Source organism: Lactobacillus sp. PSON (genome assembly GCF_052615405.1).
The window spans coordinates 1-26,970 of the sequence record NZ_JBQXFW010000008.1 but is presented as its reverse complement, the minus strand read 5'-3'; the positions used below and the strand labels follow the sequence as shown (position 1 = coordinate 26,970).

Below are 26,970 nucleotides of genomic sequence, written 5' to 3'. Positions count from 1 at the left end.
AAATTATACTTCATTATCCCCAAATGGGTGCGTTAATTACATTATAACGCAAAAAAAGAAGACGGTTCAATTTTGATACCATCTTCTCAAATAATTGTAAATCTTTTGTAACTACTTAGCTGTCTTAAAGTCTGAAGCTAATACATAGTAGTGATCAGGTTGTAATGCGTAGTAAGTCTTACCATCAATCTTCTTAGTACCTAAACCATTAACAGTAATGCCTTTACCAATAATAGTGTACTTCTTTGAACCCATGTAAGTCTTAACTTTCTTACCATTCTTATCAACAACTGGAGTCTTCTTAGTTGCAGTAATCTTTACAGGTTTGATTGCTTTCTTAGTTGACTTCTTTGAAGTTGCTTTTGATTCTGACTTCTTTGTAGCCTTAGTTTCCTTCTTGTCTGACTTTGCAGTCTTCTTTGAAGTTTCCTTAGCTGACTTCTTTGCTGATTCTTTCTTTGAATCTGCTTTTGATTCTGACTTCTTTGTAGCCTTAGTTTCCTTCTTATCTGACTTTGCAGTCTTCTTTGAAGTTTCCTTAGTTGACTTCTTAGCAGTTTCCTTCTTTGAATCTGACTTTGATTCTGACTTCTTTGTAGTCTTAGCTTCCTTCTTGTCTGACTTTGCAGTCTTCTTTGAAGTTTCCTTAGTTGACTTCTTTGCTGATTCCTTCTTTGAGTCTGCTTTTGATTCTGACTTCTTTGTAGTCTTAGCTTCCTTCTTGTCTGACTTTGCAGTCTTCTTTGAAGTTTCCTTAGTTGACTTCTTAGCAGTTTCCTTCTTTGAATCTGACTTCTTTGTAGTCTTCTTTGCAGAAGATTCAGTTTGAACTACTTTTTTACCATCAGTCTTAAGAGTTACAGTAGTTGAACCAGTCTTATATTGAACACTACCCTTAGTATTTACTGCTGGAATCCAGTACTTAAGATCAGTTTGGATGCTGTAGTAAACTTCACCATCAAATTCCTTAACATCCCAAATAATGTATTCGCCACCCTTAGGTGCCTTCTTTGAAGTCTTCTTACCATTTTCGTTTACAAAGTTTTGACCCTTAGTAACAGTAACTTTGCTGTTCTTACCATAAGTCTTATGAACTGTGTTTGAAGACTTCTTAGTTGCAGCTTGAGCAACAGTTGAGTTAACTACTGGTGCAGCAAGTGGACTAACTGACATTAATGCTGCAGCTGATACCATAACTAATTTACGACTTAATTTCATAATTTCTCTACCTCATTTGAAAATTATATTTATACCCATATATTGTAATGCCAAAGACATTATTTGTGAAATAATTATAATTCAAATTTACTATTTCTTAGAATTTTTTATTTCTTCCAAATTTTTATATTTAATCCAACCATAATTAGTGATGTAAAATTTCTTATTTCCTATTTTTCTAATAGCATAAGCTTTAACTTTTTTACCCTTTTTGATTAAAGAAACTGTTCCTTTTTTACTTAAATCAAGCTGGCCATTATTATCATAAATATAAGCATTATGCTTAGTTATCATTTCTTTTATTATAGGATTAGAATTATCAACAGAATATGATAGATTTCCTTTTTTATCAGTTATCAAATTCATTATAGAAAACTCATTTTCCTGATATTGCACTGTTCCACGCACATCATCGGACTTCAACCATAGATTATTTTTTGTTTTATAAAAAGTATTTTTATCTATGGTTCGAATTTGATAAATAGTATAACTTTTATTTTTCTTAGCTATTTTCTTTTGCTTTTTTCCTTCACTATTATAAAAATTAGCCTTATGATTTAAGCTAACTTTACTACTATTGACTATTGTATTTAGAAGCTGATTGGGTTCTTCTTCATCTGGTATAATTTTATCTTTTTTAGTTTTTGTAGATTTAATTTTAACAGCAGGATTTACTTTAATGGTTGAATTATTGATTTTAAAATTTTCTCCTGCTGCAAAAACTGGACTACTTCCACTCATTAAACCAACTACTAATGTTATACCGATCACTTTCTTATTCAGTCTCATAATTTTTACTTCTTTCTCAGTCTAAATATCTAATCACTATCATATTTTTATTATAATCCCAAACAAAAAAGCGGTCTTAAAAGACCACTTCGTTTATTTTTTATTATTAACAGACTTAACATTTGCACCATTAATGTAAACACCATCACCTAAGTAATAATAAGTTGTACCGTTAATTTTCTTAGTACCATAATAATTAAGTAATGTTGTTTTTCTAATGTAAGTATATCCCAAATCAGTACGACGCTTACCATTTTCATCATATGGAATAGCGTTTCTCTTCAACCTTAAAGTATTATCATCTGGTTGCCAATCATCAGAGCGACCAACTCTTTTAGTAGACTTAGAAGTTGTTGACTTGCCTGATACTTCACTTGCATGTGGCATCACTGTTTCAGTTTGAATATTACCTGCTTTAACATAGCGACCATCACCAACATTGTAATAAAGCTTGCCTTTAATTTTCTTAGTACCGTGATTTGCAAGTACTGCACCTTTAGCTATATATATTTTTCCTTGACGTTTACCATTTGAAGAATAAATATAAGCATTATGCTTTAAAGTAATAGTGCTACTTGTAGAATGCGGTGCTACAGTGCCAGATGCAGTATTTTCATTAGTTGAAACTGTGTAAGTTGCACCGTTTTTAATATATGTTACACGTCCCTTGGTCACTGTTGATAAAAGCCAGTAATCTGCACCTTTTTCTACATTATAGTAAGTTTTGTCACCAATTGTCTTAATATCCCAAACAGTATAAGAGCCACCTTTTTCTGCAACAATTGGCAATTCCTTACCATTTTTATTAACAAAATGCGCACTCTTTATTGTTACTACTGAGCTTTCTTTACTATTAGTCTTATAGTTAGCTGCAGAGGCAGTCTGACTAACATTAGTTGCAACTAATGGACTTGCTCCCAATAAAACAGCTGCTGATACCATCATTATTTTACGACTTATTTTCATGTTCTCTACCTCATGTTAAATCTATAATCTCCACGTTAATGTGAATGCAAAATGTGGTCTTAATATTAAATTGTCAAATACTCTGTTGTTTTTTCTCTGTTATATTTTTTAGAAAGCATTCATTCCTTTCTAAATGTTATGTTTTTTTATTTAAATCCATTATAATTCTAACTTTGCAAAAATACTATAGATAAGGCAAAAATTAAGCCTATAAATTTCAAAAGTATGAATTTATAGACTTAATTTTTGTTATTTAATTGTTATTGCCATTCTTTATCTTTTGATAATGGAAGTTTATGCCAATAATCTGGCTTATTAACTTGACGACCACGAGCAATTGCCATGTCATATTTATCAACATCTTTTGTAATAGTTGAATCTGCAGCAATAAATGCATGATCTGCAATATTTACTGGAGCAATCAAAGTAGCACCTGCACCGATGAAGGAGTGATCACCAACATTAGTATGGAATTTCTTAACACCATCATAATTTGAAAAGATAGTTCCACAACCAACATTGATATCTTTACCTAAAGTAGCATCCCCAACATAAGTTAAGTGACCAACCTTAGAATCTACACCAATTTCGGCTTTTTTAATTTCAACAAAGTTACCAATATGTGCACCTTCTCTAATAAGTGCTTTTGGACGAAGATGGGACATTGGACCAATATCAGTGTTATCTTCCATTACTGAATCTTCAATGGTTGAAGAAGTTACCGTTACATTATTACCAATCCTTGAATCAATAATTCTTGATCCGCTAGTAATTACAGTTTCACTGCCGATTTCAGTATTACCTTTAATAACAACGTTACCTTCAATAACTGTATCGTTGCCAATCTTTACATCACTATCAATGTATGCTGTATCTGGGTCAATAAAGGAAACACCATTCTTCATATGTTCTTCATTGATACGTTTTTGCATAATTTTTGTAGCTTGAGCTAAGGCAACACGGTCATTTACTCCAAGACTTTCGCTAAAGTCAGGCATTGTATAAGCACCAACCTTATCACCATTTTTACGCAAGATTTCTAATACATCAGTTAAGTAATATTCACCTTGTGCATTATTATTAGTGACATGCTTTAAAGCTTCAAAAAGTTTCTTGTTATTAAAACAGAAAACACCAGTATTAATTTCTTTAACTTTTAATTCTTCACTATTACCATCTTTTTGTTCTACAATGCGAAGCACGTTTCCATCTTCATCACGAATAATTCTGCCATAACCAAATGGATTAGGTGCTACTGCAGTTAAAACTGTTGCAGCATTTCCGCTTTCTTGATGATATTTAAAAAGATTATTAAAAGTTTCGGTAGTAAATAAAGGTGTATCACCAGTTACTACTAAAGTTTCACCATCTTCATTTTCTAAAAGCTCAGCTGCTGTTTTTACTGCATCACCAGTGCCTAGTTGTTCTTTTTGAAAAGCAAATTTAGATTTACCTTCTAAAACTTTTTCTACATCTTCAGCACCAGTTCCAACAATTGTTACAACTTCTTCAGGATCTACTCCTAAAGCAGCATCAACAACATGCTCTACCATAGTTTTTCCGCAAACCTTGTGCAAAACTTTGTAGAGCTTTGATTTCATACGGGTACCCTTACCAGCAGCAAGGACAACTACAAATTTTTTCATAATTTTAATTTCCTTTTTTTAATATTAAACTAACCTTTAGTATAACATTTAGAAGCGGTCAAAATCCGTTTGAGCCAAAAAGTTTCCTGGTTCAGCAGCGATAATTTTATCATGAGTATCAATTTTAGTGATTTTTACTAATGATAAATAATCTTCAACTAACTTATTTTTATCAAAGTCTGCTTCACAAAGAACACAAATGCCAGCAATCTTACCATCAAATTCCTTAACTAATTCTTCCATACCAGTTAAGGTTCCTCCGCCCTTCATAAAGTCATCAACAATAAGTACATTAGAATTCTTTTTAAGCGCACGAGTAGGTAACTCCATTTTAGAAACTCGATCAAGTGAAGATGAAATATAATTTACTGATACAGTAGCTCCTTCAGTAACTTTAGAACGTTTTCTTGCAGTTACAAATGGTACATTCAAAAAACGAGCCGCAACTTGTGCTAAAGCAATCCCTTTAGTTTCTACAGTCATTACTGCATCAACTTCTGAATAGGCATAGCGTGTAGCAATCAATTCACCCAATAAGCGCAAATCCTGAGTGTTTCCAAGAATATCAGACATATAAACAAAACCACCAGCCAAGATTCTGCTCGGGTCTTCAATTCTTTCAGCCAAATCAGTCAAATAAGTCTGAGCATGTTCTTTACCTAAAAATGGAATATATCTTACTCCACCAGCAGCACCTGCAACAGTTTCTAAAATACCATCTTGATTAGCTGCAAGAGTATGCTTCAAAATTGCCAAGTCCTCTGAAATTGAAGACTTTGCCGCATTATAACGCTTGGCAAAGAAAGGCAGTGAAATTAAGGTATGTGGGCGTTCCATCAAATATTTGGTCATGTCCACTAATCTTTCTGAACGTTTCATATTTTTTCCTTTCTAATGTTTGTTTTTTATCTGTAATTATATTACTCTAAAGCGCACAAAAAAGCACTAACATTTTAACTGTTAGTGCTTAATTTTTAAATAATTTAAGCTTCGGCTTCTTCAGCTTCATCATCAAATTCTAATGCAATATTCTTGGTTAACAAATCAGTGTAACTATAAGAAACATGTTTAAAATTATTTTGATCTTGGTCCAAATCTACCATAAAGACAGCAGGAAAAGTTTCACGTAAAATTCCGTGTCTTTTTGTTACCTTTTTACGACCCGCTTGAGCTACTACTGTTAAGGTATCGCCTAAGTGAGAATCCAACTTACTTTTAATCGTATTAATTGATGTTGGCACTAAAAAACAACTCCTTTAGGTAAATTTTAACATATTTTAATAAATATTTCAAGTCGGGCACAGCCTTTAAAGCCTACTGCTTCAAGGGAATCGCCTTAGCAATCACAATAAATTGTGAAATTGTTAAATCTTCTGGACGAACCTTAGGATCTACGCCAAGTTTGTGAATTAAATTTGCTCGCTGCTCTTTATCTGGAATCAAGTTTTTCAAATTATTATTAAGAGTTTTTCTTCTTTGACTAAAGCACATTTTAACTACCCAATTAAAATGCTTGCGATTTTCAATATCAGGCTTGTCATTTAATGAAGTTAAAACTACTACACTGGAATCAACTTTTGGACGAGGCATAAATGAAGTATTTTTAACTTCTAAAGCAATTTTTGCGTGCATTTCTGTTTGAACTGCAATTGACAATGGTCCAAAGTCCTTTGAGCCAGGACTTGCAACTAAACGCTCAGCAACTTCTTTTTGCATCATCAAAGTTAAACTTTCAAAGTTTAAATCAGATTCTGCTAATGCAAAAATAATAGGAGTTGTAATGTAATATGGCAAGTTTGCTACTACTTTTACAGGTTTAGTTAAATCAAAGAAACCTGCTAAATCAGTCTTAAAATCAGCCTTTAAAACATCCTTAAGCATTAATTTAAAACGATTGCTCAAATTATCATTACCAATTTTATCTGGTAGTTCATTTTTTAAAATAGGCGGTAAGTCTTCATCGACTTCATAAGCAAAAACTTTTGCTCCTGCTAAAAGCAGCTGTTCAGTTAATGAACCAATCCCCGGACCAATTTCAATAACTTGATCCCCTTCTTGAATATCAGAAGCGTGTACAATTCCTAAAATTGCTTCTTGATCTACCAAGAAATTTTGTCCTAAGTTCTTTTTTGCTTTTACAAAATAACGATTAACTATAGCTTGAGTTCTAACAGGTGACCCAATTGGAATATTATTTGCCATTTTGAACTTCCTTTACTGCTTCACTTAACTCATTCATTGAAATCCCAAACATGTGCAGTCTTTTAAAAAATTGCTTAGAATTTCCATAACCAACTCCAAGTTTGATTCCAACTTGCTCACGCAAATGTCTCGATCCTTGACCACCAGCTAGACCTAATTGAGTATAGAGATCATAATCGAGGTCACTTTTTTCTGGTTCAACTTCATGAAGCTCGCTCAAAGCCCGCTTTAAAGCTTCTTTTGAAGCATGTTCGACTCCTAAACTATTACCACGCTTAATTGGCTCGCCTTCTTTGCGAGTGATAAAGGCTTGTTTAGCATTAGGAACAGCCTCTGTTACAATTCTGCGAATACGTTCCCCATTGAAGTCAGGATCCGTAAAAATAATAATATCTTTTGTTTCACTTAATTTCTTAATTTGTTTTAATACATTTTCAGAAACTGCTGATCCTTGGGTTTCAATTGTTTCAATTCCAGGAAAGAATTGCTTCAAGCGGATTGTATCATCCTTACCTTCAACAACTATAACTGCATTAAAATTCTTTTTATTTAATACCATAAACCCTCTCAGTATTCTTATAGGTAGCATCTGCTACTTCTTCTAAAGAAATATCTTTGATCTTAGCAATCGCCTCTGCAACATAACGTACATAAGCTGGTTCATTTTGACGACCACGATATGGCTTAGGTGTTAAATATGGAGCATCTGTTTCTACCATAAATCGATCCATTGGAACAACTTTTGCTGATTCATGAACTTCAACAGCTTTAGTAAAGCTAACTACACCAGAATAAGAAAACATTACATTTAAATCTAGAAACTTATTAAGCCAATCAACTCCACCATTAAAACTATGTAAAATGGCTCCATATTCCAAATTAGATTCTTTTAAAATTTTATAGCAATCTTCAAAAGCATCTCGTGTATGAATATCCACTGGCATTTTTAGTTCATGTGCTAATTCAATCTGTCTTCTAAAAACTTCTTGTTGCTTGTCTCGAGGTGATTCATCCCAATAATAATCTAGTCCTACTTCACCAAGTGCCACAACTTTTGGCATTTGAAGTTGCTCAATTAATTTATCTTCCGCATCTTGATTGTAATCTTTTGCAATATCTGGATTAAGTCCAACCATTGCGTAAACATTATCAAAACGTTGCGCTAAATCAATTGCTCTCTGATTAAAATCAGGGTCTTGTCCTGCACAGATAACTTTAGTCACACATAATTTTTCTGCTCGATCTAAATAATATTCTTCCTTTCCACGAAAAGGTTCATCATTTAAATGTGTATGATTATCAATAAGTTGCATTATCCAAGCTCAGCCCCAGCTTCATGCTCGTCACCTACAATAGCTAACTTAACTTTGCCATCTTTTTCACTAGATAAAAGCATTCCTTCACTAACATGACCTAACATCTTACGAGGCTTTAAGTTAGTAACTGCTAAAACTTTCTTATTAAGAAGTTCACTTTCATCTGGATAGAACTTGCGGATTCCACTTAAGATTTGACGAGTTTGGCCATTACCAAAGTCAAGCTTGAACATTAAGAGCTTGTTTGAACCCTTAACTGGTTCAACAGATAATATTTTAGCTACTTGCATCTTAACCTTATCAAAGTCATCAATTGTAATAAACTTGTCTTCTTTCTTTTGTTCACTACGAGTTTGTTTCTTTGGCTTAGCCTTCTTCATTTCATCTTTGATATATTTAACTTCTACATCTTGCTTAAGACGTGGGAAAATTGGAGTTGGCTTTTCAATTACTTTAATATCCCAGTTAAATCCACCAAATGACAAATCTTTTTGTTCATCATTATTAAAGTCAAGACCAAGTTGATTAAACATCTTAACTGGACTTTCAGTCATAATTGGAGAAATAAGAATTGCTACCAAACGAAGACTTTCAGCTAAGTTGGTCATTACTTTAGATAATTCTTCAGTCTTTCCTTCTTTGTTAAGAATCCAAGGAGTAGTTTCATCAATATACTTATTAGCACGACTAATAAGTTTCCATACACTATCAAGAGCTTGTGAGAAGTGCAAGCTATCCATTTGCTTAGTGTATTCAGCAATTACTTCTTGGGTAGTCTTTATTAAGTCTTGTCCATATTCATCTTGCTCTTCAGCAACTGGTGCTACCAGACCATCTTGATATTGGTTAATCATTGAGACAGTTCTGTTTAAGAGATTACCCAAATCATTAGCCAAATCGAAGTTAACTCTTTCAACAAAATCTTCTGGAGTAAAGATACCATCAGAGCCAAATGGAATTGCACGCATTAAGTAGTATCTAAGGGCATCTAATCCATAACGCTCAACAATCATTTCTGGGTATACAGCATTACCCTTAGACTTAGACATCTTACCGTCTTTCATCAATACCCAACCATGACCAAAAATTTGCTTAGGAAGTGGTAAATCTAGTGCCATTAACATAATTGGCCAGTAAATAGTATGGAAACGAACAATTTCTTTACCTACTAAGTGAACATCAGCTGGCCAGAATTTCTTGAAAAGTTCATCATTGTCTGAACCATATCCAAGAGCAGTAATATAGTTAGATAAGGCATCAATCCAAACATATACAACATGTTTAGGATCACTTGGTACAGGAATTCCCCAGTTAACTGTAGTACGTGTTACTGAAAGATCCTCTAAACCAGGTTTAATAAAGTTGTTGATCATTTCTTTTTCACGAGAATGAGGCAAAATAAAGTCTGGATGTTCCTTGTAGTAATCAAGAAGACGGTCAGCATACTTACTCATTCTAAAGAAGTAAGATGGTTCTTTAACAAGTTGAACTTTATGACCGGATGGAGCTTTTCCACCAATAACATTTCCCTTATCATCTTTGTAAACTTCAGCAAGTTGACTTTCAGTAAAGTATTCTTCATCTTCTACTGAATACCAACCAGTGTATTCACCAAGGTAAATGTCACCTTTCTTCAATAATTTTTCAAAAATCTTTTGAACGGCTTTAACGTGTTCCTCATCAGTAGTACGAATAAATTTATCATAAGAAATATCAAGCATCTTCCAAAGCTTCTTGTAGCTTGATGCCATTTCATCAACAAATTCTTGAGGTTTAATTCCGCGAGCTTCAGCTTTTTGTTCAATCTTTAGACCATGTTCATCAGTTCCAGTTAAAAAGAAAGTGTCATAACCCTTGCTGCGTTTATATCTAGCCATTGAATCAGCTGCTACAGTGGTATATGCATTTCCAATAGTTAATTTACCTGATGGATAGTAAATTGGGGTTGTAATATAAAAAGTTTTTTTATCAGCCATACTTTTTCTCCTTAAATTAGAAAATAATTCATATTATATGATACACCATGACAAGTAGCTGGGAAAAGGATAGGCAAAGAAAAAAGAAGCTAAATCAGCTTCTTAAATCAAAAAATTATTCTTTTGCAAATACAATACTTTCACTAAACTCATCAATAAAATGTATGCCAGCAATAATATTAAAATTACCAACAAAAAATTCTCTGGCATTGGACCAAATGCTAAATCTTTACTCAAAAATGAAAATGGCAAAATCGTTCCAACTATTGCAGTAATTAATGTACCTGCTAGTACAGGTCCAGTTGCTCGTTGAAAAACAAATGGAAAACGTTTATCACGAATTATATGAATAACAATTTCTTGAATCCAAATACTTTCAATAAACCATCCAGTATAAAAACTTGTAATGAATATTATTTGCTGACTCTTCGTAATCTCATTAAAACTACCACCTGCAATGTGGGGACAAATCCAGAAATATAAAAGCGCAAAAGTAATAATATCAATTACTGTTGAAATAGGTCCAAAAACTATCATAAACTTTGGCAAACGTCTAACTGCCCATTTTTTAGGTTTATCTAAGTAACTTTTAGGCATTTTGTCAAAAGGAATCAACAAACAGCTCATGCCAAATAGCAAATTCATTACTACAATTTGCAAAGGCATCATAGGTAAGAATGGTAAAAATAAAGATGCAATTATCATTGCTAAGGAATTACCAAAGCTCGACGTCAAAATAACCTTAAAATACTTCATAATATTTCCAAGGACATTTCTACTAATTCGAACTCCATCTTCTAAAATAGCTAAATCTTTATTAAGCAAAATTATATCAGCAGATTCTTTAGCAATATCAACCGCATTATCAATTGAAATTGAAACATTTGACGCATGCATGGCTGGCGCATCATTTATTTTATCGCCTAAATAAGCAACAGTATGACCATTGGTGCGAAGAAGTTTAATTATCTTGGTTTTAAGTTCTGGTGTTAATTCTACAAAAATATTGCATTCTTCAACCATTTTAGAAAGTTCTTCAGTGCTTTTTCCTTCTAAGTCTTCTGCAGAATACACAACATTAACGTTTAATCCAACTTGAAGTCCTAAAGTTCTAGTTACAGCTTCATTATCACCAGTCAAAACCTTAACATCTATTCCATCGCGGCGCAGTTTAGCTAAACTTGCCTGAGCACTTTCTTTTGGCGGATCTAAAAATGTCAAAAAGCCAACTAAAGTTAAGTCATTTTCATCATTTACTGAAAATTCTCCAACAGGTGCAGGGTTACGCTTATATCCTAATAAAAGAACACGCATTCCATCAGTATTCAAATCTTCAACTTGTTCAAGTATCTTCTCTCGCCTTTCTTTAGTTAAAGGCAAAACTTTACCATTAAGTTCTACTTTAGTAGCTACTTCAAGCATTTGTTCAGCTGCACCTTTCGTTACTAAAAGGTGTTCACCATGATTTTGATCAGAATTAGCAACAACAACACTCATTCTGCGGCGATTATAATCAAACGGAATTTCGTCAATTTTATTATAATCTCGCTGGATTTCATTAGTATCTAATTCATCTCCTGCAGCATTGATTACAGCTTCATCAATTAAATCCTTCATTCCAGTTTGATAATATGCATTCAAATATGATAACTCTAAAACGCGCTTTGTCTCTTGCATAGTTAAATCATAATGACGCTCAAGCATAACTTTATCTTGAGTTAAGATACCTGTCTTATCAGTACATAAGACATCAGCTGAACCAAAATATTGAATTGAGTTTAACCTTTTTACAATATTACCTCGCTTAGCCATTTCTTTACTACCGTTGACTAAGTTTGAAGTAACAATTACCGGCAGCATTTCTGGAGTTAAACCCGCCGCAATTGCAATTGCAAAGACAAATGAAGAAATCCAGTTTGCCTTAGTTATACCATTAATCACAAAAACCAAAACACTCACAATTACCATCATAATCATCAGCAGTTTTGTGATACTTTTGATTCCTACATTAAATGTAGTTTTATGAAGTTCACGCTTATTTTCATCTCTAATTTTTTTACCAAAAATTGTATCTTTACCAGTCGCAAACACCACTCCTGTACCTGATCCAGATACAATCGTTGTTCCTTCATAAACAATATTTGGATAATCAAGATAATTATTCACTTGTTCAAAGCGTGGAGTTTTAGTGGCAATTTTTTCTTTTGGGTCAAACTTACCATCAATATAACTAGTTGAACAAAAAAGGTCTTTACTTCTCAAAAGCCGCATATCAGCTGGAACCATATCTCCAGCAGAAAGATTAATTACATCCCCTACAACAACTTCATTAGTTGGTAGTTCTCGATTTTCATTATCACGCTTAATATTTGTAGTAACAGATACTAAATGAAGCATTTCTTCTACTGCATCTGATGTTTTAATATTTTGAACGAACTTAATAATTCCAGCTATTAAGACCATTACGATAATAATAATGGCAGTACTCACATCATCTTGATCACTTGGTACAACATCTGCAATAAATAATGTTGCAGCTAACAATATCAAAACAATTGTAAAAGGAGTTAAAAAAGATTCAATAAAAAAATGCCACTTAGAATCATTTTTCGCATCCTCAATTTCATTTGCTCCATACTCTTCTCTATTTAATATTGCCTGTTTAGTAGACAAACCTTCCGCACTTGCATGAAGTCTAGCTAAAGTTTCTGTGCGACTTTCACGTGCAATTTTTTTAACACGTTCAATATAATCGCGTTTTGGCTCATTTTTTGAAGTCTTTACATTTAGCATTTTTACTCCTCCTTGTTTTTGTGCGCAAACAAACTAAAAAAGAGACACTTTCTGAAAAGTGACTCCATACCAAACAAGGCTTTAATACTCGTCGTTCAGTTTTAACACTACGTGACGTAAGCACATGCTAGCTATCTGGATCTCGCCTTAAGTCGACGAGGCCTATTTGACCCGTTGGCATCTCTGGATGTTTCTGGGCGATAGCGTGTGTTCACGTAGGAATCTCACCTAACAGTTTATTTGCAAAAATTGTATTACCTTAATAAGTCTAAAGCTTAAAAATCTTATCGTCAAATTAATTTTAAATTATGCATTTTTGCGCTTTACTTTACGTAAAACGTAAATCATCCCTGCCACTACAATAACTAACGCTAGTGCAATTGGGAGGGCAACTTTTCGCGGATGGGTAATCGTACTTTGTTCACTATCAGTAAGGTCATACTTATCTAAAGTATATTGATATTGTTGATCAACTTTAGTAGCACATGCTCTAAAAACAAAGCGAACTCCTTTATTAAAAGTAGCATTATTACTGCTTCTTAATTCATCTCCTGCAGCTCTAATAATACTTGCTCTTGATTCTGCAGTAAAAGCTCCATGTAAATCTTTAGTTGAATAAATTTGCACATTCTTCTTATCTTTTTTGACTCCAATTACAATAAAAACCTTATTTTTTTGTTTATTGAGAGTTTTAGGAGTTAAGTGGTTCAATCTATCAACTGTTTTAACAACTACTTGCGGCTGTTCTTTTGTCTGCCAATAGCGATTATTTTTAGCTGTAATTAATTCTTGAGTTTCTTTATTTAAAATATGTGCATTATCTTCAATATTATTTTGACTAAAACCACTCAAAGTTAAAAAAGTAAGCAATAATCCAATAAATATTAATAGTTTAGTTTTCATCCTCTTCAAGTTTATGAGCCAATCCTTCAACATATTTACGGTCAATTTTGATTTTCTCATATGGTACCCCACAATCTTCTAGTAATTTTATTGCTAGTGGATTATCACGGTAATCAAAGTAATAATTGATTTTTTTAACGCTTGCTTGAATCAAAGCTTTGGTGCAATTATAACAAGGAAAATGAGTTACATATATTTCAGTTTCAGCTGTTGAAACACCATTTTTTGCACATTGAATTAAAGAATTCATTTCTGAGTGAATTGTTCTAACGCAATGTCCATCTACCATTTGATGACCGATATCATCGCAGTGAGGCTGCCCTGAAACAGAACCATTATAACCAGTACCAATAATTCTATTATCTTTAACTAATACACTGCCAACAAGAGCACGATTACAAGTTGATCGCTGTGCAATGACCAAAGCCTGCATCATAAAATATTGTTTCCAAGGAATACGATCACGCATATATTGCCTCTTTTTCTTTATCTATTTTTGAAATAATTGAGACCAATTGCATCACGTACTTCTTCTAAAGTCTGGTTAGCAACTTCATTAGCTTTGTTTGAACCATCAATCAACATTTGGTAAACACTATCAATATCTTTTTCATATTTTGCACGGCGCTCGCGAATTGGTGAAAGTTCTTGTTCTAAGACTTTGTTTAAGTAACGTTTGATTTTAACATCTCCCAAGCCGCCTTTTTGATAGTCTTCTTTTAGTTGAGCAACTGTATCTTTATCTGGATCAAATACATCAAGATAAGTAAAGACAGTATTTCCTTCAACTTGACCAGGGTCTTCAACATGAATGTGATTTGGATCAGTGTACATTGACATAACTTTCTTTTGAACTGTCTTTTCGTCATCTGATAAGTAAATTGCATTACCAAGGGATTTAGACATTTTTGCATTTCCATCAAGTCCCGGAAGACGACCTTCACCTTTTGCAGGGAAGTAACCTTTAGGCTCTACAAGTACATCACAATCATATACACGGTTAAATGTGCGCACGATTTCACGAGTTTGTTCAAGCATTGGTTCCTGATCATCACCAACTGGAACTACAGTGGCTTTAAAAGCAGTAATATCTGCAGCTTGAGAAACCGGATAATTCAAAAAGCCAACTGGAATAGAATCTTTAAAACCTTTCTGCTTAATTTCTGTTTTAACAGTTGGATTTCTTTCAAGACGTGCCACAGTAACTAAGTCCATGTAATAAGCTGTTAATTCAAAAAGAGCAGGAATTTGTGATTGAACAAAAATTGTTGACTTAGTTGGATCAATACCAACTGAAAGATAGTCAAGTGCTACTTGAATAAGTGAGTTACGAATTTTTTCAGGATCTCTTGCATTATCAGTCAAAGCTTGAGTATCAGCAATCATAATATATGGGTCATAATCACCACTATTTTGAAGTTTTACTCGATTTCTAAGTGAGCCAATATAATGACCAACATGTAACTTTCCCGTTGGACGATCACCTGTAAGTAATATTTCCTTTGTCATAATTATTCTTCCTTTTTGCTTAGATCTTTAATACATTAGTTTTTAATAACTTCAATTTTATCAAAAATTAAGCTAAGATTAAACTAGCTATGAAATTACATTAGTTAGAAGGTCAAAAAATGTGCAATCACTTTAAACTGCCTAGTCTCATAACAATCCAAAACTATTTAAAAAATGATTTAAATCTTCCATTGATAGAACCTGACTTTGAATTAACGACACAGGACGTTTTTCCAAAAACAACTGCTCCAGTTTTATTATTTAAAAATCATGAACTTTTACTTCAACCAAAATCATGGGGCTATTCAAGTCCTATTAATTCAAATAAGCCGATTTTTAATGCCAGAATTGAACGTTTTTACCAAGCTGCTCCTTCCATGTGGGATAAGTCGTTTGCTCGTCAAAGATGTATTATTGTCGCTGAAGAATTTTTTGAAACAAGTAAAGATATTTACCGCTTGAAAAACAAAAACTACCATGAAAAATATGCCTTTCGTGATCCAGAATACCCACTAACTCTAATTGCTGGAATTTATGATAAAGATAAATTCGCAATGGTTACTACTGCTCCTAATTCTTACATGATGCCAATCCATAATCGAATGCCATTAGTACTTAAACCTACAGAAATTCGCCAATGGCTTTTTCAAAATTTTACTAGTTTAAAAAATCGCGAAAATTTTGACTTAGATATTAAAAAACTTCCCCACCAAAATAATTTGGCATAATTTATAAATTCATGATAAGATATTAGAGTAATGCGGGTATAGTTAAATGGTAGAACGTCAGCTTCCCAAGCTGAAGATGCGGGTTCGATTCACGCTATCCGCTTATATAATAAAAAAGATGATGAACAATTGTTCATCATCTTTTTTAAATATCTAAGTCATGATTACTAATAAGACTCCATTAACAACAGCTAAATATATCGGCATCCACATTGTTTGCGTATATAAGTAAGACCAAGCAAACATTGCTCCAAATGCAATATCTATAACAAATAATGGAATTGACATTTGAAAATTCAAAATGCTAAACAAAATTCCTGAAGCAAACATTCCCATTATTGCAATAGCTGGAACACTGCGTCTAAATGCATAATTAAATAAAAATCCTGTTGTTAAAAATTGTTGTAAAATCGGTAAAATGATACCTATTGCAACAATTAAAAACCAAAACATCGGTACAGACTCATGCTTTAAGTATTCAACCTGAAATCCATACCAACTAACTTTGTTGTAAGCTTGAAGCCATGAAACGCCAATTCTACCTGCTACAACTAAAATTGTTAAACCAATTGTTACCGCATAATCACCTAACCAGGGCATTACAAAATCTCGCTCAAAGAAGCGTTGTTCACGATTAAAGCGATAAATATAAAATAAAAGTACCATCGCTGCAATTAATCCAAATAAGATTATGTCCCATATTCTAAGCGGTGATTTCATAGTAACTAATTTAACTACACCAGCAGCCATTAAATAGCCAATAAAATAAACAGCATAGCGAATCAGATTACCTTCTCTTGATTCCGGCGTATTCAAAAACTTCACTCCTAAAATTGTATATATCCTACAAATTCCATATTATAACAAAAAATGCAACATTTAGGAATTATCATATTGATTTTTCCTATTTCACTTCAACAATCTTTACTTGATAACTCCCAGCCGGTGCTTCAACTATTACCGTTGTACCAGCTTCTTTTTTCATAATTGCACTTCCAAGCGGTGAATCAAAAGATACCTTGTTTTCTGATAAATTTGCTTCCATTCTTCCAACAATTTTATATTCTTCTGTCTCATCATCATCTTCAAATTTTAAAACTGCAACTTTACCTAAATCAACTTTGCCGTCATCTTTTGTCTTAATTACTTCTGCATATTTTAATTGCTTTCCTAAATAACGCAGACGACTTTGTAAATGCCCTAAGTCACGCTTAGCTTCAGTATATTCAGTGTTTTCAGATAAGTCCCCCATTGAACGAGCTTGTTGCAAAATCTTAATTCTACGAGGTCTATCTTTTTTTAAACGTGCAATTTCATCTTCAATTTGTTTATAACCTTCTGGGGTCATTTTTTGATAATAAACCATTTTTGCCTCCTGATTAGCACTAGATGCTTTTGAGTGCTAAATACTTTATTTTTTATTCTATCCTACTACAATAAACAGTGCAGGGAAAAATAAATTTACTGCATTATTGAAAGGAAGTTGTTAATTTATGGCAAACGAAATGATGAATCGTCATGATGATGTATTTGATGCAATGAACGATTGGTTTGGTTTTCCAAGAAACTTCTTTGATGATAAAGTTGCCAACATCATGCAAGCTGATCTTTCAGAAACTGATAAGGATTATATAGTAACTATTGATATGCCCGGTTTTGATAAAGATAAGATTCATATAAATTACCATGATGGAATTTTAAATGTTTCTGGAATAAGAAAATCTGAAAAAAATGAAACCGCTAAGAATGGCGATGTAATCCACAAAGAGAGAAGCCAAGGACATGTTTCTAGAAGCTTTAGATTATCAAATGTGGTTGCAAATCAGATTCATGCAAAGTATGATGATGGTGTATTGACTATTACATTGCCTAAGCAAAGTGCCGACGCAAATAATAGTTCAATTCAAATTGATTAACTTATAATAATTGCAAGAAGTCCACATAAGTTATTCAAATATAATTCTCTATTGAAGGCAGGTTCTTTATTGAACCTGTTTTTGTTTTGAACTAAAATGAAAGGTAACATAAAATAATATTAAAAAAGGAGATTCTTTATGACGCATAAATTAACCTTGCAAGAAATTGAAAAGTTCTCGCAAAACTTTAACAAAAATCCTGAACATCATGTTATTGCTCGTGCAGCTCAAAAAAACGGCGTCTTAGCAGCTTCATATAATGATCGTGTTCAAAGCAAATTAACACGTGTTTTTTCAACAGAACTTGATACCGATAATGTTACCAATCAAAAGCACTCAGGCCGGTGCTGGTTATTCGCTACATTAAACGTTCTTCGTCACGAATTTGGCAAAAAATACAAGACAAAGAACTTTACTTTTTCACAAGCTTATAATTTTTTCTGGGATAAGATTGAACGAGCAAATATTTTTTATAATAATATTATTGAAACTGCTGATAAACCTCTTGATTCACGTGAAGTTAAGGCCCATTTAGACTTTGCTGGAGCAGATGGTGGACAATTTCACATGGCAGCTTCTTTAGTTGAAAAATATGGAGTAGTACCTTCTTATGCTATGCCTGAAACTTTTAATACTAATGATACAACCGGCTTTAGTAACGCGCTTAAAGATAAATTAAAAAAAGATGCTTTAATTTTGCGCAAATTAATTCAAGATGGAAAAACAGCCGAAGCAGAAGATTTAAGAACTAAATTCTTAAACGACGTTTATCGAATGACTGCAATAGCAGTCGGTGAACCACCAAAACATTTTGACTTAGAATACCGTGATGATGATAAAAACTATCACTTAGATAAAAACTTAACTCCACTTGAATTCTTCCACAAATATTTAAGTGGTGTAGATTTAAATGATTATGTCGTTTTAACAAATGCCCCAGACCATGAATACAACAAGCTCTATGGACTCCCATCCGAAGACAATGTTGAAGGTCAATACCGTATTAAATTGCTCAATGTTCCGATGGAATATTTAACTCAAGCTTCAATCGCTCAATTAAAAGATGGTGAAGCCGTTTGGTTTGGAAATGACGTTCTTCGTCAAATGGATCGTCAAACCGGTTATCTTGATACTAATTTATATAAACTTGATGACTTATTCCAAGTCGATCTTAAGATGAGCAAGGAAGATCGACTAAAAACTGGAGCTGGCGAAGTTTCTCACGCGATGACTTTAGTTGGAGTTGACGAAGATAATGGTGATATTCGTCAATGGAAAGTTGAGAATTCCTGGGGTGAAAAATCTGGCGCCAAAGGCTATTTTGTAATGAGTAATGACTGGTTCAATGACTATGTCTATGAAGTAGTTGTTCACAAAAAGTATTTAACTGAAGAACAGAAAAAGCTTGCTGAAGGTCCAATTACTGATCTTCCAGCATGGGATTCTTTAGCATAATTTCCTGGGAAATAAAAATAAACTCTTGCAAAAGTGCAAGAGTTTATTTTTATTATTCATAACTTTGAGCAACATTTTGATATTGCTCTACTTCATCTTCACTACAACGCACAAAGTGTCCCGGTGTAATTTCATGTAAGGTCCTTTTTTTACCATCATGTTCTTCTTTTTCAGCATCATAATCAATTCTATGACGATTCCTTTCAATTTCAGGATCAGGTACAGGAACTGCAGAAATTAAACTTTTAGTATAGTCATGAAGCGGTCTATCATAAACATCATCAGCAGAACCGACTTCTAACAATTTACCGAAATGCATAACGCCTATTCTATCTGAGATAAATTTTACCATAGATAAATCATGAGCAATAAATAAATAAGTAAGACCACGCTTTTTTTGTAATTCAATCATTAAGTTAACAACTTGTGCTTGAATTGAAACATCAAGAGCAGAAATCGGTTCATCAGCTACTATAAACTTAGGCTCAACAGCTAAAGCTCTAGCAATCCCAATTCTTTGTCGCTGACCACCAGAGAATTCGTGAGGAAAACGACTAGCATGGTTTTTATTAAGACCAACGGTTTCAAGAAGTTCTTCAACACGCTGACGACGTTCTTCTTTAGTCTTGACCAAGCCGTGAATATCTAAGCCTTCTGCAATAATATCTTCAACCGTCATTCTCGGGTTAAGAGAAGCATAAGGGTCTTGAAAAATCATTTGCGCATCACGTCTAAATTTAAGCTTATCATTGCGCTTTTTCAGATTTTCAACATTTTTACCTTCAAAAATAACTTCACCGCTTGTTGGTTTATATAATTGTAAAATTGAGCGACCAGTTGTAGTTTTACCTGATCCAGATTCTCCTACAAGACCAAAAGTTTCACCTTCATAAATATCAAAACTAACATCATCAACAGCTTTGGTAATTTCACGACCATTTTTAAAGTATTGTTTTAAATGCTTTACTTCCAAAATTTTCTTTTTTTCTGGCATAAAATCCTCCTTAACTGTTAGCATTATAGCCTTGTTGCATCAATTTAAACTTTTTCCAGCGTCTTTGAATTTCTTGGGGTGGATTAACTTTAGGAGCTCCAGGAGCTAAAAGCCAAGTTGCAGCATAATGCGTATTTGAGACTTTAAAAAATGGTGGCTTTCTTTGAACATCAATCTTCATTGCATAGCGATTTCTTGGGGCAAAAGGGTCCCCTTTAGGTGGGTTAAGCAAGTCAGGAGGAGTACCTGGAATTGATTCTAAAGTATTACTTTCAAGAGTTGGCATTGAATTAATAAGTCCCCAAGTATAAGGATGTTGTGGATTATAAAAAATATCATCTACTGTTCCATATTCCATAAATTCTCCCGCATACATAACAGCCACTCTATCAGCCATACCTGCAACTACACCCAAATCATGTGTAATAAAAATAATTGAAGTCTTTACACGTTTTTGTAAATCTTTCATTAAATCTAATATTTCAGCTTGAACAGTTACATCAAGAGCCGTAGTTGGTTCATCAGCTAATAAAATTTCTGGTTCACAAATAAGTGCAATAGCAATCACAATTCTCTGGCGCATCCCTCCAGAAAATTGATGCGGATATTGATTGATTCTCTCTTCTGCTTTAGGAATACCTACAGCCTTCATCATTTCTAATGCTTTTGCCCATGCTTCCTTTTTGGATGCACCCTCATGCTTAATCAACGGTTCAGCAATCTGTTGACCAATTTTCATAGTTGGGTCAAGTGAAGTCATTGGATCTTGAAAAATCATCGCAATTTCATTTCCGCGAATATTTTGCCATTCTTTTTCAGATAGGTCTAGTAAATTTTTCCCATGGAAATTAATTTCTCCACCCATCACTTGTGCATTTCTTGCCAAAAGTCCAATAATAGAACGGGTAGTAACAGATTTACCAGAGCCAGATTCACCTACAATAGCTAATGTTTCACCTTCATTTAAATGAAACGTTACATCCCGAATCGCTTTAACTTCGCCAGCATAAGTATGAAAATCAATTTTTAAATCTTTTACATCTAATACTCTTTTTGGCATGGATATTCCCTCCTATCTTTGTCCTCTTGGATCAAAGGCATCACGTAAACCATCACCTAATAAGTTAAAAGCAATCATTAAAATACACAAAATAATTGCTGGATACCACATTTGATAAGGTAAGAATTGGAAGTTCTTTTGTCCTTCATTAAGAAGTACCCCTAGTGAAGTTTCTGGTGCAGAGATACCAATACCGATAAAACTTAAGAATGCTTCAAAGAAAATAGCAGTTGGAATAGTATACATTGTTTGAATAATGATAATACTTGAAAGATTAGGTACCAAATGCTTAAGGGCAATTTTCCAAGAAGATTCTCCAAGAGATTGAGCAGCTAAAACATATTCTTCATTTTTTAAACTTAAGGTCTCAGCTCTAACTTGTCTAGCCATAGTTGTCCAACTAGAAATAGCAATTGCCAAGATAATGGAAGTAATACCTGGTTTTAATACTACTAACATTAAAACAACAATAATCAAGTTTGGAACTGATGAAATAATTTCGATTATTCGCTGCATAACATTATCAACTCGGCCACCTTTCCACCCCGAGATGATTCCATATGCAACCCCAATTGTTAAATCAAAGAAAGCTGCAACTAAAGCAACAATCAAAGAAATTTTAGTACCATAAATGATTCTTTGACCCAATGGACGACCTAAATAGTCAGTTCCCGCTATAAAATATTTATTTTTAGGGACACCATTTTGAGCATAAGCATCCACCCATTGACCATTTTGCTTGATTTTTCCATTTAAACCATTAATTGCACTCATACCTGGCACTTTAGCTGGTAAATTGGCATATTGCGGATGCGACTTAACTAAGGTTGACTTATTAATAAAAGGGGTCGAACCAAAAGCTACCACAACCATCAAAATTACAATGATTGCTGAAAGTACAGCGGCTTTTCTTTGTTTAAATCTTAACCAAACATTTTGTCCAAAAGATAATGATGGACCTGCAATATTTTCGCTATCTTGAGCTTCGTCTTTAGTTAAAGGTTCAAAAGCATCTGGACTAAGTTTTAATTCATTTTCATCCATTTGTTTTAAGCCTCGCTTTCAGTTAATCTAATTCTTGGATCTATCAATCCATAGATAATATCAGTGATTAGAAGAATCACAACTAATCCAATACAATAGACCATTGTAATTCCCATGATGGTAGGATAATCATTAGTTAAAATTGACTTTACAAATTGTTCCCCAATACCTGGAACGTTAAAAATATTTTCAATAACCATTGAACCTGTCATAAGTGCTACAGCATAAGGACCAATTAAAGTTACAAGAGGAATCATAGAATTACGCATAGCATGTTTTCTAATAACTTCCATTCTGCTAAGTCCCTTAGCCTTACCAAGTTCAATATAATCACTACTTAAAGTGTCCACCATACTTGTTCTGATAAATCGAGCAGTTTCAGCAAGTGGTCCTACAGCTAAAGCTATGGTTGGCATAATTGTTTGACTAAATTGTCCCCAACCTGCGATTGGGAACCAGCCTAATTTAAGTCCGATATAATATTGAAGAAGAACTGCTAAAACAAAGTTAGGTACTGACTTACCAATAATTGAAACCACAGTTGCTGTTGAATCAACCCAAGTTCCTTGCTTCATTGCAGCAATCGCACCAACAATTACTCCTAGCACTACCCCAACAATAAGCGCTTGCAGCCCTAATTGGACAGATGCTCCTAAACGAGCACTAATTAAACTAGAAACTGGTTGGTTGCTATATTGGAATGAGGTACCAAAATCCCCATGGAGCATCCCTGTAATATAGATAAGATATTGTTCCCAAATGGGTTTATTAAGACCATATTGCTCATTCATAATGTGCAATTGCGTCGGTGTCATCTTCGCTTCGTTAGCATATGGTGAACCCGGCATTAATTTCATCAAAAAGAAAGTAACCGTAGCTACAATGAACAAAGTGAGGATCATGTAAAATACACGTTTTAATAAGTACCTAGCCATATAAATTCCTCAATTTCATATTAATTTTTATAACAAATTTTAATGTTTTTCTTATTATAGCAAAAATAAGGGAAATATCTAGTATAAAATTAAAAAAATAAGAGAAAATATTAAATTTTTCTCTTATTTTTTAGTATATTAATTATTATTTTTCTAATCTTTGCATATATTACTTACTTATAGTTAGGAGCCTCTTTTGTGATTTGAACATCATGTGGATGTGATTCGCGAAGACCCGCCCCAGTAATTCGAACAAATTGTGCATTCTCAATTAATTCTGAAATATTAGCTGCACCAACATATCCCATACCTGAACGAAGTCCACCATCAATTTGGAAAATCACATCAGAAACATCGCCTTTATAAGCAACTCTTGCTTCAATTCCTTCAGGAACTAACTTATTAGCTTCATTAACTCCACCTTGGAAATAGCGATCACTTGAACCATGAGATTGTGCCATTGCTCCAACTGATCCCATACCACGATATGCTTTGAACTTATGACCATTATCTTCAAATAATTCACCTGGAGCTTCAGTAGTTCCTGAAAGCATTGATCCAAGCATTACAGCATTTCCACCTGCAGCTAAAGCTTTAACGACATCTCCAGAAAATTTGATTCCGCCGTCAGCAATAATTGGTTTATGATACTCACGAGCCGCAGTAGCCGCATCATAAATTGCAGTAACTTGCGGAACTCCAACGCCTGCAACAATTCTAGTAGTACAAATTGAACCTGGACCAATTCCAACTTTTACTACATCAACACCTGCATCAAAAAGTGCTCGCGTTGCATCTCCAGTTGCCACATTTCCTGCAATTAAAGTTACATCAGGAAAATGATCTCTAATCTCCTTAATCTTACGCAAAACTCCAGCTGAATGTCCATGTGCTGTATCAATTACAATAGCGTCCGCTCCTGCTTCTAAAAGAGCTTCTGCACGTTCAAACGTATCACTAGTTACACCTACAGCTGCTGCAACCAGCAATCTATTTTCACTATCAACCGCCGCATTTACTGCGCTTTGTGGCACCATTACACTCTTAACATTTGCTACTTCACCAGCTTGAGCTTGAATTGACATATTTTTATGGACTACACCAAGACCACCTTGAAGAGCCATTGCAATTGCCATTGCGCCTTCAGTAACAGTATCCATCCCTGCACTGATAAGTGGAATATGCAACTGTAAGTTATCTGCCAATTTCGTACTTAAATCTACTTCATTTGGCAAAACATGACTTTCAGCTGGAATTAATAAAACATCATCGAAGGTTAAACCTTTCTTAGCAAACTTTGTTTCCCAATTAGACATTGAAATGACTCCTCTTCCCTTAAAAATATTTAAATTATCTAGATTTTACTAGCTTAAAACCAATAGGTCAAGAGTTAAATTTCAATTAATATAAAAAAGAACCAACCGCCTTCTTGCAGTTGATTCTTAAATAAATTATTTAATTTTCAGAAACATAAGCTTCTTTAAAGTTATAATTTGCTCCTGCAGCATTATAAACAATACCCTTAATATTTGGACGAACTAACCATGCTTCAGTCTTGTAGTAAAGAGGGGTTACACCTTGATCTTCAAGTAAAAGTTTTTCCGCTTTTACAAGATCAGCATATCTTTGTTCATCATTAGTTGCAGTTTTAGAGTCTGCAATCAATTTATCATATTGAGTGTTTGACCATTTACCATTGTTTTGGGTGTTTTTAGAAGTAAATAAGTCATCAAATGAAATTGGATCTGCAAAATCTGCACCCCAACCAGTTACAACAATATCAAAGTTTCCTGAAGTTGAACGACTTAAGCGAGTTTTAAATGGCACATTTTGAACGCCGACTTTAAGTCCCTTTAAGTTTCCTTCTAGTTGACTTTGAAGGGTTTCAGTTGTTTTTTGACCTGCATCAGTATCATCACTCAAAATATCCACTGAAACATTATTTTTACCAAGTTCTTTAAGTGCTTTCTTAAAGAGCTTTTTAGCTTCAGCAGGATCATATTTAGTATAAGTAGTATCTGCAGTCTTTGAAGCAAAATCTTGGTTTTCTACCTTGGTTAAACCAGCTGGAGTTAGTGACTTGGCAGGTTTACTTGAACCACCCAAGGCATCTCCTAAAGCCTTTCTATTAATTGAAAGAGAAATTGCACGGCGAAGATTCTCATTTTGTAAATTCTTATTTTTCTGATTATATTGCAAATAAAAAGTACTTGCAGTCGGACGAATCGTATAACCATTTTGGTTCTTTAAATTCTTAGTTTGTTGAGAATCTAGAACTACTGCATCAAGCTTGTTTGATTGGTACAAATTATAAGCTGTTGATGGAGTCTTTTGAACACTGTAATTAATTGCATCAAGCTTAACATCTTTCTTATCCCAGTAATTATTATTCTTCTTCAACTTCCAAGAAAGATTTGAGCCTGTCCAGCCAGTTTGTACAAAAGGACCATTATAAGCCATATACTTTGAAGAAGTACCGTATTTTTCTCCATATTTTTCAACAGCCTTTTGTTGTTGCGGGAAGAATAATGGGAATCCCATCAAAAGCTTAAAGTAAGGAATACGCTTATCAAGGTTAACTACTAACTTGTTTTTTCCTTCTGCCTTAACACCTAGACTTGATACTGGAGCTTTACTTGCAGAAATTTTATCAGCATTTTTAATTCCTTCAAAAAGATAAGCATATTGTGAAGCCGTCTTGGGATCTACAGTTCTACGCCAAGAATATACAAAATCTTTTGCAGTAAGAGCACTACCATCTGACCACTTAGAGTCACGTAAAGTAAAGGTCCAAGTCTTACCATCTTTTGAAACTTGGGTCTTAGTAGCTAAAGCATTTTCAACTTTATTATCTTTTCCTAAACGATAAAGACCTTCCATTACATTATTTAATTGGTTAAAGCTTACATTATCAGTAGCTTTTGACATATCCATCGTAGGAATTTCAGCGTTTTCTTCCCAATTGATAGATTTTTTGCTACCTGATGATGAATTGTTAGAGCTACAGGCTGCCAATGCAGCAGCAGAGGCTAAGACAGTAGCTCCTGCAGCAAAAAGTTTTGTAAATTTCATAAATATTTCCCCTCTCAATTATGAGAAAAATAATAGACTTTTTAAGTTGTTTATTAGTATAAATTATATTTTTCTCATATGCAAGTAAAAATTTCATTTTAATTTTAGCGAAACAAAAAAACAAGCTCTAGATTAATGTTTTAGAACTTGTTTTTATTATTATTTTTTAAGTATTTCATTATGTAAATTATATATTCCTTATTTTTTAAAGCCGCTTCCCAGATTTGAACTGGGGACCTCCTCCTTACCACGGCGGTGCTCTACCTCCTGAGCTAAAGCGGCAATCTTATTGTAACAAAAAAGAAGGCATTCAACGAGAATGTCTTCTAATTTTTCTATAAAATCGAAAAGTATTTAATTTTTAGTTCAAATTAATCCTTTACAACGTCCTTAGTGTTAAGCCATTGAGTCTTGTTGATCTTAACGATTTTCTTACCGTGTACTTTCT

General features: G+C 33.6%; 25 protein-coding genes, 2 tRNA genes and 1 riboswitch. Of the genes, 4 read left to right on the top strand and 23 right to left on the bottom strand.

Features of this window, described 5'->3' with window-relative positions; genetic code table 11:
* Positions 1-111 precede the first annotated feature (111 nt).
* The 14 genes from ACTHPI_RS07605 to trpS form a co-directional block, all read right to left on the bottom strand.
* Positions 112-1,218, bottom strand: coding sequence for an SLAP domain-containing protein (locus ACTHPI_RS07605; protein WP_445353567.1), 1,107 nt, complete (start codon positions 1,216-1,218; stop codon positions 112-114).
* 90 nt (positions 1,219-1,308) lie between these two features.
* Positions 1,309-2,007, bottom strand: a complete 699-nt coding sequence (locus ACTHPI_RS07600; RefSeq protein WP_445353566.1) for an SLAP domain-containing protein — start codon at positions 2,005-2,007, stop codon at positions 1,309-1,311.
* A gap of 93 nt (positions 2,008-2,100) precedes the next feature.
* Entirely contained in the window at positions 2,101-2,973 is an 873-nt protein-coding gene (locus tag ACTHPI_RS07595; RefSeq protein WP_445353565.1) for an SLAP domain-containing protein, read from the bottom strand.
* 260 nt (positions 2,974-3,233) lie between these two features.
* Complete coding sequence (glmU, locus tag ACTHPI_RS07590; protein WP_445353564.1) at positions 3,234-4,619, bottom strand: bifunctional UDP-N-acetylglucosamine diphosphorylase/glucosamine-1-phosphate N-acetyltransferase GlmU; 1,386 nt, start codon at positions 4,617-4,619, stop codon at positions 3,234-3,236.
* Between the two features lie 48 nt (positions 4,620-4,667).
* Positions 4,668-5,498 (bottom strand): pur operon repressor, encoded by an 831-nt coding sequence (gene purR, locus ACTHPI_RS07585; RefSeq protein WP_445353563.1) that lies wholly within the window; start codon positions 5,496-5,498, stop codon positions 4,668-4,670.
* A gap of 104 nt (positions 5,499-5,602) precedes the next feature.
* A complete protein-coding gene (locus ACTHPI_RS07580; protein ID WP_144354723.1) occupies positions 5,603-5,860 on the bottom strand; it encodes a Veg family protein in 258 nt (85 codons plus the stop codon).
* A gap of 73 nt (positions 5,861-5,933) precedes the next feature.
* Positions 5,934-6,821, bottom strand: coding sequence for a 16S rRNA (adenine(1518)-N(6)/adenine(1519)-N(6))-dimethyltransferase RsmA (rsmA, locus tag ACTHPI_RS07575; RefSeq protein WP_445353562.1), 888 nt, complete (start codon positions 6,819-6,821; stop codon positions 5,934-5,936).
* Positions 6,811-7,380 (bottom strand): ribonuclease M5, encoded by a 570-nt coding sequence (rnmV, locus tag ACTHPI_RS07570; RefSeq protein WP_445353561.1) that lies wholly within the window; start codon positions 7,378-7,380, stop codon positions 6,811-6,813. The genes rsmA and rnmV overlap by 11 nt, the downstream gene beginning before the upstream one ends.
* Positions 7,367-8,134 (bottom strand): TatD family hydrolase, encoded by a 768-nt coding sequence (locus ACTHPI_RS07565; RefSeq protein ID WP_445353560.1) that lies wholly within the window; start codon positions 8,132-8,134, stop codon positions 7,367-7,369. The genes rnmV and ACTHPI_RS07565 overlap by 14 nt, the downstream gene beginning before the upstream one ends.
* On the bottom strand, positions 8,134-10,113 hold the full coding sequence (gene metG, locus ACTHPI_RS07560; protein WP_445353559.1) for a methionine--tRNA ligase: 1,980 nt from the start codon (positions 10,111-10,113) through the stop codon (positions 8,134-8,136). Before metG ends, ACTHPI_RS07565 begins: the two co-directional genes overlap by 1 nt.
* Before the next feature lie 102 nt (positions 10,114-10,215).
* On the bottom strand, positions 10,216-12,906 hold the full coding sequence (mgtA, locus tag ACTHPI_RS07555; protein ID WP_445353558.1) for a magnesium-translocating P-type ATPase: 2,691 nt from the start codon (positions 12,904-12,906) through the stop codon (positions 10,216-10,218).
* Positions 12,907-12,985: 79 nt separating this feature from the next.
* Positions 12,986-13,149, bottom strand: a riboswitch (M-box (ykoK) riboswitch).
* A gap of 63 nt (positions 13,150-13,212) precedes the next feature.
* Entirely contained in the window at positions 13,213-13,809 is a 597-nt protein-coding gene (locus ACTHPI_RS07550) for a TPM domain-containing protein (protein ID WP_445353557.1), read from the bottom strand.
* On the bottom strand, positions 13,799-14,278 hold the full coding sequence (locus ACTHPI_RS07545) for a deoxycytidylate deaminase (RefSeq protein WP_445353556.1): 480 nt from the start codon (positions 14,276-14,278) through the stop codon (positions 13,799-13,801). The genes ACTHPI_RS07550 and ACTHPI_RS07545 overlap by 11 nt, the downstream gene beginning before the upstream one ends.
* A 17-nt stretch (positions 14,279-14,295) precedes the next feature.
* Positions 14,296-15,318 (bottom strand): tryptophan--tRNA ligase, encoded by a 1,023-nt coding sequence (trpS, locus tag ACTHPI_RS07540; RefSeq protein ID WP_445353555.1) that lies wholly within the window; start codon positions 15,316-15,318, stop codon positions 14,296-14,298.
* Positions 15,319-15,437: 119 nt separating this feature from the next.
* On the opposite strand from trpS, the gene ACTHPI_RS07535 reads away from it, so the two are divergent.
* Together ACTHPI_RS07535 and ACTHPI_RS07530 are read left to right on the top strand one after the other, a co-directional pair.
* A complete protein-coding gene (locus tag ACTHPI_RS07535; protein ID WP_445353554.1) occupies positions 15,438-16,046 on the top strand; it encodes an SOS response-associated peptidase family protein in 609 nt (202 codons plus the stop codon).
* Positions 16,047-16,078: 32 nt separating this feature from the next.
* Positions 16,079-16,149: transfer RNA gene (locus ACTHPI_RS07530), tRNA-Gly, on the top strand.
* Positions 16,150-16,199: 50 nt separating this feature from the next.
* On the opposite strand, the gene ACTHPI_RS07525 is transcribed toward ACTHPI_RS07530, so the two are convergent.
* Positions 16,200-16,862 carry a CPBP family intramembrane glutamic endopeptidase gene (locus ACTHPI_RS07525; RefSeq protein WP_445353553.1) on the bottom strand — a complete coding sequence of 221 codons (663 nt, stop codon included), beginning with the start codon at positions 16,860-16,862 and terminating at the stop codon, positions 16,200-16,202.
* Positions 16,863-16,950: 88 nt separating this feature from the next.
* Positions 16,951-17,412 carry a transcription elongation factor GreA gene (gene greA / locus ACTHPI_RS07520; RefSeq protein ID WP_445353552.1) on the bottom strand — a complete coding sequence of 154 codons (462 nt, stop codon included), beginning with the start codon at positions 17,410-17,412 and terminating at the stop codon, positions 16,951-16,953.
* A gap of 127 nt (positions 17,413-17,539) precedes the next feature.
* On the opposite strand from greA, the gene ACTHPI_RS07515 reads away from it, so the two are divergent.
* Positions 17,540-17,962: an Hsp20/alpha crystallin family protein gene (locus tag ACTHPI_RS07515; protein WP_445353551.1), complete on the top strand. Its 423-nt coding sequence runs from the start codon at positions 17,540-17,542 to the stop codon at positions 17,960-17,962.
* A 138-nt stretch (positions 17,963-18,100) separates the two neighbouring features.
* On the top strand, positions 18,101-19,417 hold the full coding sequence (locus ACTHPI_RS07510; RefSeq protein ID WP_445353550.1) for a C1 family peptidase: 1,317 nt from the start codon (positions 18,101-18,103) through the stop codon (positions 19,415-19,417).
* A gap of 52 nt (positions 19,418-19,469) precedes the next feature.
* Here ACTHPI_RS07510 and ACTHPI_RS07505 read toward each other — a convergent pair whose 3' ends face one another.
* The 7 genes from ACTHPI_RS07505 to ACTHPI_RS07475 form a co-directional block, all read right to left on the bottom strand.
* Positions 19,470-20,411, bottom strand: coding sequence for an ABC transporter ATP-binding protein (locus ACTHPI_RS07505; protein ID WP_445353549.1), 942 nt, complete (start codon positions 20,409-20,411; stop codon positions 19,470-19,472).
* Between the two features lie 10 nt (positions 20,412-20,421).
* The gene (locus ACTHPI_RS07500; RefSeq protein ID WP_445353548.1) at positions 20,422-21,471 is read right to left on the bottom strand and encodes an ABC transporter ATP-binding protein; all 1,050 of its coding nucleotides are present in this window, start codon (positions 21,469-21,471) and stop codon (positions 20,422-20,424) included.
* 12 nt (positions 21,472-21,483) lie between these two features.
* Positions 21,484-22,515: an ABC transporter permease gene (locus ACTHPI_RS07495; RefSeq protein WP_445353547.1), complete on the bottom strand. Its 1,032-nt coding sequence runs from the start codon at positions 22,513-22,515 to the stop codon at positions 21,484-21,486.
* Between the two features lie 5 nt (positions 22,516-22,520).
* Entirely contained in the window at positions 22,521-23,450 is a 930-nt protein-coding gene (gene opp3b / locus ACTHPI_RS07490; RefSeq protein ID WP_445353546.1) for an oligopeptide ABC transporter permease, read from the bottom strand.
* A 173-nt stretch (positions 23,451-23,623) separates the two neighbouring features.
* Complete coding sequence (guaB, locus tag ACTHPI_RS07485; RefSeq protein ID WP_445353545.1) at positions 23,624-24,766, bottom strand: IMP dehydrogenase; 1,143 nt, start codon at positions 24,764-24,766, stop codon at positions 23,624-23,626.
* Between the two features lie 139 nt (positions 24,767-24,905).
* The gene (locus tag ACTHPI_RS07480; RefSeq protein WP_445353544.1) at positions 24,906-26,522 is read right to left on the bottom strand and encodes a peptide ABC transporter substrate-binding protein; all 1,617 of its coding nucleotides are present in this window, start codon (positions 26,520-26,522) and stop codon (positions 24,906-24,908) included.
* 209 nt (positions 26,523-26,731) lie between these two features.
* Positions 26,732-26,804: transfer RNA gene (locus tag ACTHPI_RS07475), tRNA-Thr, on the bottom strand.
* Between the last annotated feature and the right edge of the window lie 166 nt (positions 26,805-26,970).

Bases quoted from the DNA above. Each gene is read 5' to 3' on its own strand.
- ACTHPI_RS07605 (WP_445353567.1), bottom strand. From the start codon at position 1,218: ATGAAATTAAGTCGTAAATTAGTTATGGTATCAGCTGCAGCATTAATG.
- ACTHPI_RS07600 (WP_445353566.1), bottom strand. From the start codon at position 2,007: ATGAGACTGAATAAGAAAGTGATCGGTATAACATTAGTAGTTGGTTTA.
- ACTHPI_RS07595 (WP_445353565.1), bottom strand. From the start codon at position 2,973: ATGAAAATAAGTCGTAAAATAATGATGGTATCAGCAGCTGTTTTATTG.
- glmU (WP_445353564.1), bottom strand. From the start codon at position 4,619: ATGAAAAAATTTGTAGTTGTCCTTGCTGCTGGTAAGGGTACCCGTATG.
- purR (WP_445353563.1), bottom strand. From the start codon at position 5,498: ATGAAACGTTCAGAAAGATTAGTGGACATGACCAAATATTTGATGGAA.
- rsmA (WP_445353562.1), bottom strand. From the start codon at position 6,821: ATGGCAAATAATATTCCAATTGGGTCACCTGTTAGAACTCAAGCTATA.
- rnmV (WP_445353561.1), bottom strand. From the start codon at position 7,380: ATGGTATTAAATAAAAAGAATTTTAATGCAGTTATAGTTGTTGAAGGT.
- ACTHPI_RS07565 (WP_445353560.1), bottom strand. From the start codon at position 8,134: ATGCAACTTATTGATAATCATACACATTTAAATGATGAACCTTTTCGT.
- metG (WP_445353559.1), bottom strand. From the start codon at position 10,113: ATGGCTGATAAAAAAACTTTTTATATTACAACCCCAATTTACTATCCA.
- mgtA (WP_445353558.1), bottom strand. From the start codon at position 12,906: ATGCTAAATGTAAAGACTTCAAAAAATGAGCCAAAACGCGATTATATT.
- ACTHPI_RS07550 (WP_445353557.1), bottom strand. From the start codon at position 13,809: ATGAAAACTAAACTATTAATATTTATTGGATTATTGCTTACTTTTTTA.
- ACTHPI_RS07545 (WP_445353556.1), bottom strand. From the start codon at position 14,278: ATGCGTGATCGTATTCCTTGGAAACAATATTTTATGATGCAGGCTTTG.
- trpS (WP_445353555.1), bottom strand. From the start codon at position 15,318: ATGACAAAGGAAATATTACTTACAGGTGATCGTCCAACGGGAAAGTTA.
- ACTHPI_RS07535 (WP_445353554.1), top strand. From the start codon at position 15,438: ATGTGCAATCACTTTAAACTGCCTAGTCTCATAACAATCCAAAACTAT.
- greA (WP_445353552.1), bottom strand. From the start codon at position 17,412: ATGGTTTATTATCAAAAAATGACCCCAGAAGGTTATAAACAAATTGAA.
- ACTHPI_RS07515 (WP_445353551.1), top strand. From the start codon at position 17,540: ATGGCAAACGAAATGATGAATCGTCATGATGATGTATTTGATGCAATG.
- ACTHPI_RS07510 (WP_445353550.1), top strand. From the start codon at position 18,101: ATGACGCATAAATTAACCTTGCAAGAAATTGAAAAGTTCTCGCAAAAC.
- ACTHPI_RS07505 (WP_445353549.1), bottom strand. From the start codon at position 20,411: ATGCCAGAAAAAAAGAAAATTTTGGAAGTAAAGCATTTAAAACAATAC.
- ACTHPI_RS07500 (WP_445353548.1), bottom strand. From the start codon at position 21,471: ATGCCAAAAAGAGTATTAGATGTAAAAGATTTAAAAATTGATTTTCAT.
- ACTHPI_RS07495 (WP_445353547.1), bottom strand. From the start codon at position 22,515: ATGGATGAAAATGAATTAAAACTTAGTCCAGATGCTTTTGAACCTTTA.
- opp3b (WP_445353546.1), bottom strand. From the start codon at position 23,450: ATGGCTAGGTACTTATTAAAACGTGTATTTTACATGATCCTCACTTTG.
- guaB (WP_445353545.1), bottom strand. From the start codon at position 24,766: ATGTCTAATTGGGAAACAAAGTTTGCTAAGAAAGGTTTAACCTTCGAT.
- ACTHPI_RS07480 (WP_445353544.1), bottom strand. From the start codon at position 26,522: ATGAAATTTACAAAACTTTTTGCTGCAGGAGCTACTGTCTTAGCCTCT.